The organism is Streptomyces sp. NPDC001868, from assembly GCF_040297125.1.
Classification (GTDB): Bacteria; Actinomycetota; Actinomycetes; order Streptomycetales; family Streptomycetaceae; genus Streptomyces.
Genome location: NZ_JBEOYO010000106.1, coordinates 1 through 10940, shown reverse-complemented (window position 1 = coordinate 10940; position 10940 = coordinate 1). Strand labels below are relative to the sequence as shown.

The 10940-nt window shown below is 73.3% G+C and carries 10 protein-coding genes; 6 read left to right on the top strand and 4 right to left on the bottom strand.

Annotated elements, in window-relative coordinates; all coding sequences use genetic code 11:
* Positions 1–264 precede the first annotated feature (264 nt).
* Both ABT147_RS46320 and ABT147_RS46315 read left to right on the top strand, forming a co-directional pair.
* On the top strand, positions 265–1329 hold the full coding sequence (locus ABT147_RS46320) for a helix-turn-helix transcriptional regulator (RefSeq protein ID WP_351418398.1): 1065 nt from the start codon (positions 265–267) through the stop codon (positions 1327–1329).
* 85 nt (positions 1330–1414) lie between these two features.
* Positions 1415–1933 (top strand): DUF4240 domain-containing protein, encoded by a 519-nt coding sequence (locus ABT147_RS46315; RefSeq protein ID WP_351418403.1) that lies wholly within the window; start codon positions 1415–1417, stop codon positions 1931–1933.
* Here the strand turns inward: ABT147_RS46315 and ABT147_RS46310 are convergent.
* Together ABT147_RS46310 and ABT147_RS46305 are read right to left on the bottom strand one after the other, a co-directional pair.
* Entirely contained in the window at positions 1923–2234 is a 312-nt protein-coding gene (locus tag ABT147_RS46310) for a hypothetical protein (RefSeq protein WP_351418396.1), read from the bottom strand. The two genes, ABT147_RS46315 and ABT147_RS46310, sit on opposite strands and share 11 nt — an antisense overlap.
* A 117-nt stretch (positions 2235–2351) precedes the next feature.
* A complete protein-coding gene (locus tag ABT147_RS46305) occupies positions 2352–3158 on the bottom strand; it encodes a peptidoglycan recognition protein family protein (protein ID WP_351418400.1) in 807 nt (268 codons plus the stop codon).
* A 431-nt stretch (positions 3159–3589) separates the two neighbouring features.
* On the opposite strand from ABT147_RS46305, the gene ABT147_RS46300 reads away from it, so the two are divergent.
* On the top strand, positions 3590–4774 hold the full coding sequence (locus ABT147_RS46300; protein WP_351418394.1) for a MarP family serine protease: 1185 nt from the start codon (positions 3590–3592) through the stop codon (positions 4772–4774).
* A 69-nt stretch (positions 4775–4843) separates the two neighbouring features.
* Here the strand turns inward: ABT147_RS46300 and ABT147_RS46295 are convergent, their stop codons facing one another.
* On the bottom strand, positions 4844–5332 hold the full coding sequence (locus tag ABT147_RS46295) for a GNAT family N-acetyltransferase (RefSeq protein ID WP_351418390.1): 489 nt from the start codon (positions 5330–5332) through the stop codon (positions 4844–4846).
* A 92-nt stretch (positions 5333–5424) separates the two neighbouring features.
* Between ABT147_RS46295 and ABT147_RS46290 the strand changes: the two genes are divergently transcribed.
* Both ABT147_RS46290 and ABT147_RS46285 read left to right on the top strand, forming a co-directional pair.
* Positions 5425–6348, top strand: coding sequence for a TIGR01777 family oxidoreductase (locus ABT147_RS46290; protein WP_351418388.1), 924 nt, complete (start codon positions 5425–5427; stop codon positions 6346–6348).
* Positions 6349–6696: 348 nt separating this feature from the next.
* On the top strand, positions 6697–8094 hold the full coding sequence (locus ABT147_RS46285) for an NAD(P)/FAD-dependent oxidoreductase (RefSeq protein ID WP_351418385.1): 1398 nt from the start codon (positions 6697–6699) through the stop codon (positions 8092–8094).
* A 64-nt stretch (positions 8095–8158) separates the two neighbouring features.
* Here the strand turns inward: ABT147_RS46285 and ABT147_RS46280 are convergent, their stop codons facing one another.
* The gene (locus ABT147_RS46280) at positions 8159–9598 is read right to left on the bottom strand and encodes an NsdA family TPR-like regulatory protein (RefSeq protein ID WP_326583347.1); all 1440 of its coding nucleotides are present in this window, start codon (positions 9596–9598) and stop codon (positions 8159–8161) included.
* Between the two features lie 435 nt (positions 9599–10033).
* Here ABT147_RS46280 and lipB point away from each other — a divergent pair, with 435 nt between their 5' ends.
* The gene (gene lipB, locus ABT147_RS46275; protein ID WP_351418382.1) at positions 10034–10825 is read left to right on the top strand and encodes a lipoyl(octanoyl) transferase LipB; all 792 of its coding nucleotides are present in this window, start codon (positions 10034–10036) and stop codon (positions 10823–10825) included.
* Positions 10826–10940: the final 115 nt, after the last annotated feature.

Below are 10940 nucleotides of genomic sequence, written 5' to 3'. Positions count from 1 at the left end.
CAGGGGCTGCGCCCCGTGCTTTTTCAACGGCCCGCAGGGGCCGTTGCTTCTAGGGGCGCGGGGAACTGCGCGAGAAGCCCCACGCACCCGCACCCACCCCACAACCTCAATCACCCCCACCCCCAAACAACCCACCCACCCCAACAGGTAACCCACCTCCCCCAACCCCTCGGGGTCGAAGGGGCGGCGCCCCTGGGGATGGGAATGGGTAGGGGCGGCGGGGGCGGGAAAATCGCTGTCGGACTGGAGCGGCATCATGGGCGTATGCGTGCCGCCCGCCTGATCAAGATGGTGCTGTTGCTCCAGTCCCGCCCCTCCATGACCGCCGCAGAACTCGCCCAGGAGCTGGAGGTCTCCGAGCGAACCGTCACCCGGGACGCCCAGGCCCTGTCGGAGGCGGGGGTACCGGTGTACGCGGACCGTGGCCGAGCCGGCGGCTATCGGCTGATCGGCGGATACCGGACGCGACTGACAGGCCTCGCCCGGAGCGAGGCCGAGGCCCTGTTCCTCAGCGGCGTACCGGGAGCCCTGCGGGAGATGGGGTTGGAGGACGCGGCCTCGGCGGCCCGGCTGAAGGTCTCGGCCGCCCTGCTGCCCTCCCTCCGCGACGCCTCCCGTACGGCCTCCCAGCGGTTCCACCTCGACGCCCCGAGCTGGTTCAAGGAGCCGAAGACCCCCGAGCTGCTGCCCACCGTGGCGGACGCCGTGTGGGACGACCGCCGGATCGTGGCCCGGTACCGCAGGGGCGACACCGAGGTCGAGCGGGAGCTGGAGCCGTACGGTCTCGTCCTCAAGGCCGGCGTCTGGTACCTGTGCGCCCGCGTCCCGGCCGAGAACTCCGGGAACTCCGGGAACTCCGGCACCGACATCGGCACCGGCACCGGCACCTTCCGGACGTACCGCATCGACCGCTTCCTCACCGTCGAGGCCGCCCAGGGCCTCAAGGCCGTCGGCACCGCCGACGCCCACGGCGACCGCTTCACCCGCGACGAGGAGTTCGATCTGCCGGCCTACTGGGACGCGCAGGCGGAGCGGTTCGCCCGGTCGATCCTGCGCGCCGAGGTCGTCGTACGGCTCTCGGCGGAGGGGGTGCGGAGGCTGCCGTACGTCGTGGATCCGGTCTCGGCGCGGGACGCGCTGGCGGTGGCGGCCGAGGCCCCCGACGAGCACGGCCGGACCACCGTCACGCTGCGCGTCGAGTCGGAGGAGGTGGCGTACACCCAGCTCACGGCGCTGGGGGCGGAGGCCGAGGTGCTGGCCCCCGGGAGCCTGCGGGCGCGCTTCGCGGACGACGCGCGCCGGCTCGCGGGGCTGTACGCGACCGTATGAGGTCCCGGAGAGCGCCGTACCGGACATAACAATCCAACGTTCTCCACGTGCGTCCCACCCGCCAAGGCCCGATGCTGGACCAGTGATGGACGAGACGGAGTTCTGGGAGTTGGTGGACACGGCCCGCGAGGACGCCGAGGGCGATCCCGAGGACCAGGCCGACCTGCTCGTGGAACGGCTCGGCCGGCTGGACCCGGAGGCGGTGCTGGACTTCGCGCGGCACTTCGAGTCCCGTTACAACCGCGCGTACACCTGGGACCTTTGGGGCGCCGCCTGGGTGCTCCTGGACGGTGCCAGTGACGACGCGTTCGACTTCTTCCGGTGCTGGCTGATCGGCCAGGGCCGGGAGGTCTTCGAGGGCGCGGTGCACGACCCCGACGCGCTCGCCGATCTGCTGGACGACTTCGACGAGGAGATCGACGGGGACGCGGAGGAGCTGGGTTACGCCGCGGACGAGGCGTACGAGCAGCTCACCGGCGCCGTCGCCCCGGACCTCGGCATCCCGCCCCCGCCCGGCGAACCCGAGGGCACCCCGCTCGACTTCGAGAACGAGTCCGCGCTCGCGGAGCGCTGCCCGAAGCTCTGGGAACGTTTCAGGCCCTGAGCCCTCGGCTGGACGCGCGCGGCACGTACGCGTACTGCTCGGTGGGGTAAGGCTGGGCGTGCGGGCGTCGTTCCTCGCCGGGAGCCGGGTGTTCGGGGGCCGAGGCTCCGTGCAGGGGCGCGGAGTTGGCGCGGTCCAGCGCGGACGCGGTGACGGCGGACGGGCCGAGGACGACGACGGCGGTCGCGCAGGCCACCGTCCAGGGGCTGCGCAGCGCCGAGAACCAGGACTTCCTCGGCTCGCGGGACGCGTTCGTCGTGTTCGTGGTGTTCGTCGTGTTCGTCGTACGGCTGCTGATCATTTTCCCCACCTCCGGTCGGCTTGACGACCACGAAGGTAGGGCGCCGATCTTGGAGAAGTCTGTGAGGCCGCGGCGCGCTGTCTGTGAACCTCATGAGATCCGGTCTCATGATCCGGCTCAACGGCGGCCCTGGAGGCGTGCCGCCAGCTCTCTGATGGCGGGCAGGCGTTCCGCGAGGGCCGCGCCCGGGCAACTGGTCATGAAGCCGTCGCTGTGGCCCGCGAGGGTGGGCAGCAGGGCGCTGGTGCCGGAGGCGTAGCGGCTGAGGCTGTTGCTGGAGGTGAGCCGGACGCTGCCGCGGGGGTCGGTGTCGGAGAGGCCGAGTTTCCAGGCGGCGAGGGCGGCGATCGCGTCGGTCATGGCCCGCGGGACGGGCACACCGGCGGTGAAGGTGCCGAGGGCGGCGATCCCGGTGGTGCGGTGGTTGAAGCCCTGGGTGTGGGCGCCGGTGACGGGGCGGTCGACGCCGCCCGCGCGGCCCTCGTAGATGGTGCCGCAGCGGTCGACGAGGAAGTTGTAGCCGATGTCGTCCCAGTCCTTGGCTCCGGTCTGGCCTGCGTACAGGTGGCGGATGATGCGGGGCGCGTCGGCGCAGTCGTAGCCGTTGGGCGAGTCGGTGTGGTGGACGAAGACGGCGGCGACCTCGTCGTCGTAGCGGGCGGGCGGCTGGCTGGGCACCTTCTTCTCCAGCTCCAGCCAGCGGGCCCGGGGCACGATGGGCGGCCGGGGCGCCCGGTGCGGCGGCGCGGGCCGGGCCGCGTCGGCTCCGCCCGCGCGGTGTCCCGTACGGTCCACGCCGATCGCGCAGATCACCAGCGCGAGGACGGCGGCCAACCCCGGCAGACAGGCGAGGAGCAGGAGGACGGGCCGGGGCGGGTTCACACGCGCCCAGGCCAGGCGCAGCCGGTCGCGGGTCCGGCGCATTCGGTCGTGGGACAGGCTCATCCGGTCGTGGGACAGGCGCATTCGGTCGTGGGTCCGGCGTAGATGCTCGCTGCACCGGCGCGGATGCTCCCTGGACCGGCGTGGATGCTCGCGGACCGGGTCCGGGGCGCGCGGGGTCCGTACACGGCGGCGCCACCCGCGGCGCGGTCGTCGTATTCGCGCCCCCCGTGACATCCGGAACACACGCATGTCCCCAGAGTCACCCGGTTGCGCGTCGGCCGCGATGTGGAGTGGGCCACCCGGTGGAAGCGGAAGGAACCAACGCCGTGCTCCGGGACGTTTTTACGGTTCCGGGCGGCTGTGCGCGGTGGTGGCCGGTTCGCGCGGGCCACCGGGTCGCCGTGCGGGCGTAACTGATCACTGCGCGCGCCCCGCGCGTACTACAGGGTCCCTAGAGAGAGGCGGCTGGAGTGGACGTGCTCGACATCCTGCTGATGCTGGTGATCCTGGCCTACGCGGCGTCGGGTTACCGTCGCGGCCTGGTCGCGGGATGTGTGTCCCTCGCCGGTTTCGTGGGCGGCGCGGCGATAGGTGTCTGGGTGCTGCCCTGGATGATGGAGCTGGTCGAGGCGGGGACCCCGGGGGCGACGGTCACGGCGGTGCTGACCGTGCTGGTGCCGGGGGTGATCGGGCACGAACTGGCGGGGCGGCTGGCGCTGCGGCTGCGCCGGGAGATCGACCGCAGTCCGCTGCGGGTGGCCGACGGCATCGGCGGGGCGGCGGCCAACACGGTCGCCGTGCTGATCGTGGCGTGGGTGGCGGCGAGCGTCCTCGCGGCGTCCTCGTCGGCGGTGGTGACCAACTCGATCCGTAACTCCGCGCTGCTGGGCGCCGTGCAGAACACCATGCCGGACACCACTCCGGCCTGGTTCTCCGACGCCACGTCCGCGCTCACGGAGGCGGGTTTCCCGCAGGTCTTCAACCCGTTCGAGAACGAGGCGACGGCCGAGGTAGCCAAGCCGTCCGGCGACAGCGTCACCGCGTCCGCGACCGCCGCCGCCAAGCGGAGCACGGTGAAGATCGAGGGCGTCGCGGGCACCCAGGGCCGCGAGGGCAGCGGCTTCGTGTACGCCACCGAGCATGTGATGACCAACGCCCATGTGGTGGCGGGCATCGACGACCCGAGCGTGCGGGTGGGCGGCGTGGGCAAGGCGTACGAGGCGAAGGTCGTGCTCTTCGACCCCGACAAGGACGTGGCGGTGCTCTACGTCCCGGGTCTCAGGGCCCCGCTGCTGCGTTTCGACGACAGCGCCAAGCGGGGTGACGCGGCGGTGGTGGCCGGTTATCCGGAGGACGGCGGCCTGGACCTCCAGGCGGCCACGGTCGCCAGCCGGATCGACGCGACCGGCCGGAACATCTACAACACGGATTCGGTCACCCGCGACATCTACTCGATCCGCTCCACCGTCCGCCCCGGCAACTCCGGCGGACCGCTCCTCACCACCGAGGGCCAGGTCTTCGGTGTCGTCTTCGCGCGCTCCACCTCGGACGCGGAGACGGGTTACGTCCTCACCGTGGACGAGGTCGTCTCCGACGCGGAGCGCGCGGCGAACGCGACGGCGGCGGTGGACACGGGCGACCTGGTGACTTCATGAGCTTGTGAGCTTGTGAGCTTGTGAGCTTGTGAGCTTGTGAGCTCGTGAGGGCTGTCGGCTGGCGAGTGCTCAGAGCCGGCAGCCCATCAGCACGTCGTCCACGTACGCCCCGTCGAGCAGGAACTCCTCCGGCAGGACGCCCTCCACCACGAAGCCCTCGGACTCGTAGAGCTTCCTGGCCGCGGTGTTGTGGCCGAGGACGCGCAGGGTGAGGCGGCGGGCTCCTCGGCGGCGTGCCTCGTCCCGTGCGGCGCGCAGCAGCGCCCGTGCGACGCCCGCGCCGCGTGCCTGCTCGGCGACGGCGAGGCCCTGGATCTGGCGGACGTGCGTGTGGCAGGCGAGCGCGGAGGGCCGGGCGATCCGGACGTAGCCGACGACGGTGCCGCCGAGTTCGGCGACGAGGTGGTCGTGGGGGCCGTACCGCTCGTTGAAGAACGGCTGGTACGGCCGGGTGGGGCGTTCCTGGACGGAGTGCAGCGTGGACCAGGTGTCGCGGTCGAGCCGGCCGAGTGTGTCCTCGTCGGCGGGGGTCGCGGCGCGTATGTGCGGAACCGGCATGGCGGCCACTGTACGGCGGCCACGCGGCGGTCGGGGGCGGGTCATGCGCCCCCGGGGCCTCCGTTCTGCCCGGCGCCGGGCAGGATGGGGGCATGACCGTTGAATCGTCCCTCGCGCCCGGTTCCCGTATCGCGATCGCCGGGGCGTCCGGCCTGATCGGTTCGGCGCTGGCCCGCTCCCTCACCGACGACGGCTACGAGGTGCTCCGGCTCGTGCGGCGGGCACCCCGGGCGCGGGGCGAGGTGCGCTGGGACCCGGACGCGGGACGGGTCGACATGGCGGGCCTCGCGGGGTGCGCGGCCGTCGTCAACCTCGCCGGCGCGGGGGTCGCGTCCCGGCGCTGGACGGACGCGTACAAGGCGAGGATCCGCGACAGCCGGGTGCTCGGCACCCGGACGCTCGCCGAGGCCGCCGCGTCCCTCGACATCCCGCCCAGCGTGTTCGTCAACGGCAGCGCGATCGGCTTCTACGGCTACACGGGCGACCGGGTCGTGGACGAGTCGGCGGAGCCGGGCTCTGAGTTCCTGTCCGCGTTGTGCGTGGAGTGGGAGGGGGCGACCGGGGCCGCGCGGGAGGCCGGAATCCGTACCGCGTTCGCCCGTACGGGGCTGGTGGTGGCCCGGGGCGGAGGTGCGTGGGGGCCGCTGTTCCCGCTGTTCAAGGCGGGGGTCGGCGGGCGGATGGGGGACGGGCGCCAGTACTGGAGCTTCATCTCCCTGCACGACGAGGTCGCCGCCCTGCGTCATCTCCTCTTCACGCCGTCGCTGTCCGGGCCGTTCAACCTGACGGCGCCAGCCCCGCTGACCAATCGTGAGATCACGGCGGCGATGGGGCGCGTGCTGCACCGGCCCACGCTCTTCACCGTGCCCGCGCCCGTACTCCGGCTCGCCCTCGGGGGCGTCGCCGGCGACGTCCTCGGCAGCACGCGGGCCGTTCCGGCGCGGTTGCTGGAGTCCGGGTTCACGTTCACGTATCCGGAGATCGACGACGCGATTCGGGTGGCGGCGGGGGGTTGAGGGGGCGGGGGTTCGTCGCCGGGTGCGGGTCCGGTGGGGGCTGGTCGCGCAGTTCCCCGCGCCCCTGAGAAGCAGGGGCTGCGCCCCGTGCTTTTCAGGCCCGCCAGGGCCTGCATCTTCAGGGGCGCGGGGAACTGCGCGAGAAGCCCCCACCGGGCCCGCGGTCGCCCACGAACCCGCACCCCCCGAACGCCCGGCGCACACCCACCCCGCCCATGCCTCCGTGCGAGGTCACACGCTCCTTCCCCCGAACCGTCCCCCGCCTTCACTCTCGTGCCGAACTCAGGTATTTCAGATGGGTGTTGGGGGCATAAAGCCCCCGCAGCCGCGCGACCTCGGGAGGGGCACGTGCTTGAGTCGGTGCACCAGTCGGCGTACCAGGCGGACACGGAGACCGTGGACGTCATCGTCGTAGGAGCCGGTGTGGCCGGCCTCGCTGCGGCCGGACATCTGACCAGGGCGGGTCTGAGGACCACCGTCCTGGAGGCCGCCCCCGCCGTCGGCGGCCGGATGTCCACGGAGAAGATCGACGGCTTCCGCCTCGACCGGACGACGCAGTTGCTCTCCACGTCGTACCCGGAACTGCGCCGCACTCCGGGCTTGGCCGGCCTGCCCCTGCGGCCGTTCGCCCCCGGCGTCCTGCTGCATGCCGACGGCCGTCATCAGCGGGCCGGCGCCACCCCTGTCCTGCGGAGCGCGAGGGGCGCACTCACCGCCGCACGCGCCCTCGCAAGCGCCCCCAGGCTCCCCCGCAACCAGGGCCGTCCCCAGGTCCGTTCCACGGGTACCCGGCCCGGCCGGCTGGGCGCGCCCGCCGACCAGTCCCGGCTGGCCATGGCCCTGGCCCGGCTCGCCGCGACCGCGCCCGAGCGGCTCCTCGCCCGGGCGGAGGTCCCGGCCGCCCAGGCGCTGGCTGCCCGGGGTTTCCCTCCCCGGACGATCGACGGTTTCGTACGCCCGCTGCTGGCCGCACTGCTCGCGGACCCGGCGCTGAGGACGTCCAGCCGCTGTGCCGATCTGGCCCTGCACACCTTCGCGACGGGCCGGCTGTGCATCCCGGAGGGCGGCGCCGACACCCTTCCCGAGCTGCTCGCGGCGGCGCTGCCGCCGGGCTCGGTCCGCACCGGGGTCGAGGTCACCGCGATCAGCACGACCTCGGTGACGACGGCGCACCACGGTGAACTCGCCTGCCGGGCCGTGGTGCTGGCCACGGACGCCCGGTCCGCCGCCGAACTGCTGCCGGGGCTGCGGGTGCCGGAGTTCCACCCGGTGACGGTGCTGCACCACGCCACGGACGAACCCCCGCTGGGCGAACCGGCGTTGCTCCTGGACGCCGACCGCAGCGGGCCCGTCTCGCACACGGCGGTGATCAGCCAGGTCGACCCGAGCCGGGCCCCGGCGGGCCGCGCCCTGATCACCTCCACGGTCCTCGGCACTCCCCCGGACCCCGCGCATCTCGACGCCACGGTCCGCGCCCAACTGGCCCGCCTCTACCGCACGTCGACGACCCGCTGGGAACTCCTCGCCGCGCACCACGTCCCCGAGGCCGTCCCCGCGATGCCCGCGCCGCACGATCTGCGCCGCCCGGTACGTCTGCTGGCCGGCCTCTACGTCTGCGGCGACCACCGCGACACCAGCACCGTCCAGGGCGCCCTGCACTCCGCCCGCCGGGCCGCCCACGCCGTCCTGACCGACCTGGACGCCCGCCCGACGTTCCTGGAGGAGCCGTTGGACGCGGCCGCGTGAGACTCCGTGAACGACACGGGGGCGCCCGGTTCACCACCGGGCGCCCCTGTGTCGAGCCGCACGCCTATCCGAGCGCCGCCACCTTGTCCCGGTACCCCCTCACCGGTGCCGCGTCCCGGTACGGCTCCAGTCGCCGTTCGAAGTCGCGGACGTACTCCACGGCCCGTACGGACCGCATCTCGGCGGCCTGCCCGGCGGCCTCCGCGCCCAACTGGCAGGCCTGGTCCAGCTCCCCGAGCCCGAGCCGGGCCGAGGCGAGGACGACGCGGCAGAACAGGCGGCTTCGGGCGTAGGCGGGTGCCCGCAACTGCAGGGAACGTTCGGCGTGCTGGGCCGCGGCCCGGTACTGCTGGAGGTCGCGGTGGCTGTGGCCGAACTCGTCGGCGAGCTGGGCCTCGTCGAAGAACCGCGCCCAGTACGGGACTTCGTCCCCGGGGCGGGCCGTCTCCAGGGCACGCTCGGCCCGGACCAGCGCGGCCGTGGAGGCCCGCACCTCGCCGAGCACCGCGTGCCCGCGCGCCTCGACGGAGTGCAGCAGCGACTGCACCACCGGCGGCACGGCCGACCCGACGCCCTGCTGGGCGACGCGCGCGAGCTGCACGGCCTCCCGTCCGTGCCCCAGATAGACCGCCTGCCGGCTCATCGTGACGAGCACATACGCCCCGTACGCCCGGTCCCCCGCCGCCTGCGCCAGCCTGAGCGCCTGCACGAAGTACCGCTGGGCGAGGCCGTGCGCGCCGATGTCGTACGAGGTCCAGCCGGCCAGCCGGGTGAGGTCGGCGGCGGCCGCGAACAGCCGTCGGCCGATCTGCTCGCCGTAGGCGCCGCGCAGCATGGGCTCGGCCTCGTGCTCCAGGTAGCGCACGAGGGCCTGGCGGGCGTGGCCGCCGCCGTACGCGTCGTCGAGGGCGCGGAACAGCTCCCCCACCGAGCGGAGGGCGGCGATGTCCCCGCCGGTGACCTTCTGGCCGGGGCCGCGCTCGGTCTGGCTGCGCTGCCGGGGGACGACCGGGCGGCCCTGCGGGGGAACCCGGGTGGCGCCCGGATCACCCCGGCCCACCCGGTCGTCGGCCCGGCCGATCAGCCAGTCCCGGCTGGGGACGACCAGCCCGGCCGGGGTGAACGCGATCTTGCGAAGCTCGGCGTGGCTGCCGGAGTCCTTGCGCCACAGCCCGCCGACGATGTCGATGGCCTCCTCGGGGGTCGCGGCGAACTCCAGGCCCGCGTAGACCGGGGCGCAGGCGTCCAGTCCGAGGTCCTGGGCGGTGAGCCGGCGGCCGAGGCGGCGGGTGAACACCTCGGCGATGAGTGCGGGTGTCGTCCCCCGGGGCTGCTGGCCTCGCAGCCAGCGGGTGACGGACGTCTTGTCGTATCTGAGGTCGAGGCCGTGTTCGAGACCGAGCTGGTCCACACGGCGCGCTAGTCCCGCGTTCGAGAACCCCGCTTCTGCGATGAGGGCGGCGAGCTGGCGGTTGGGGGTGCGCTGCGCGGGTCGTTCCGTCATCTGCGGTGCGGTCTCCTGCCTTCCGGGTGTCGGCGGGGTTTCCCGGATTGCCTGGTGAGAAGCCTTTTGCGGCCTTGTGAACGGCGCGAATGTAGCGGAGAGTAAGCGTCTGATCGCACACTTCCGCGTCCATTCATCCGATCGTGTGAGGATTTGCCGCACGGCTGACGTGGTCGGCCTCCGACACGCGCCGGCCGGGCCCCTCGTACGCCCGGCGGCCACGGCGTACGACGGGCGTCGGGCCGCACCCCCGCGCCTCGCACGACGGCCGCCGGACACCACTCGAACACCGCCCGGTCCTACGGTCGTACAGTGGCTTGGGCGCGTCACGCGCCTGACAGAGCCATGAAGGCCGACAGGGCCGACAGGGCCATCAGAGCTATAGGGCTATCGCGATGCCGCCGCCCGGCGGCACCGCCGAGGGAGGCGCTTGCCGTGAGCGGGTTGCGGTTCGTCCACATGGGGTTCGGCACGGAGGCCGTCGAGTACCAGGAGGCGTGGGACGAGCAGCGCCGGGTGCACGCGGCGCGCTTCGCCGACGAGGCCCCCGACACCGTGCTGCTCCTGGAGCACCCGCCGGTCTACACGGCGGGTCGGCGCACGGCCGACAACGAGCGCCCCCTCGACGGCACGCCCGTCATCGACGTCGACCGCGGCGGCAAGATCACCTGGCACGGTCCGGGTCAGCTGGTGGGCTACCCGATCCAGAAGCTCCCCCGCCCGGTGGACGTGGTCGCCCACGTCCGGCGGCTCGAAGAGGCCCTGATCCGTACGTGCGCGGAGTTCGGCGTCGCGACCACCCGCGTCGAGGGCCGCAGCGGGGTCTGGGTGCTCGGCGATCCGGTCGAGCGGCGGCTCGGCGGGCTCTCCCTGGACCTCGACCCCCGCATGACCGACGACGAGTTCGATCCACGGCTGAACGGGCCGGAGTACGCGCCGTCCAACGCCGGGCAGCGGCGCGAGGACCGCAAGATCGCGGCGATCGGGATCCGGGTGGCGAAGGGGGTCACGATGCATGGCTTCGCGCTCAATGTGAACCCGGACAACAAGTGGTTCGACCGGATCATCCCCTGCGGCATCCGTGACGCCGGGGTCGCCTCCCTGGCGGGCGAGCTGGGCCGTGACGTCTCCATCGCCGAGGTGCTGCCGGTGGCCGAGAGGCATCTGCGGGAGGTACTGGAGAACGCGGACCTGAAGCCGCGGGAGGTCGAACGGGCGTCGGCGTAGTCCGCGTCAGGGGGTGGGGGGTTCGGTGCGTCGGCGGGTGCGGGTGCGTGGGGGCTGGTCGCGCAGTTCCCCGCGCCCCTGAAAGGGCCGCAGGCCCTCTAGGGGCGCGGGGAAC

Coding starts and splice junctions, on each gene's coding strand:
- ABT147_RS46320 (WP_351418398.1), top strand. CDS start 265: ATGCGTGCCGCCCGCCTGATCAAGATGGTGCTGTTGCTCCAGTCCCGC.
- ABT147_RS46315 (WP_351418403.1), top strand. CDS start 1,415: ATGGACGAGACGGAGTTCTGGGAGTTGGTGGACACGGCCCGCGAGGAC.
- ABT147_RS46310 (WP_351418396.1), bottom strand. CDS start 2,234: ATGATCAGCAGCCGTACGACGAACACGACGAACACCACGAACACGACG.
- ABT147_RS46305 (WP_351418400.1), bottom strand. CDS start 3,158: ATGCGCCGGACCCGCGACCGGCTGCGCCTGGCCTGGGCGCGTGTGAAC.
- ABT147_RS46295 (WP_351418390.1), bottom strand. CDS start 5,332: ATGCCGGTTCCGCACATACGCGCCGCGACCCCCGCCGACGAGGACACA.
- ABT147_RS46290 (WP_351418388.1), top strand. CDS start 5,425: ATGACCGTTGAATCGTCCCTCGCGCCCGGTTCCCGTATCGCGATCGCC.
- ABT147_RS46280 (WP_326583347.1), bottom strand. CDS start 9,598: ATGACGGAACGACCCGCGCAGCGCACCCCCAACCGCCAGCTCGCCGCC.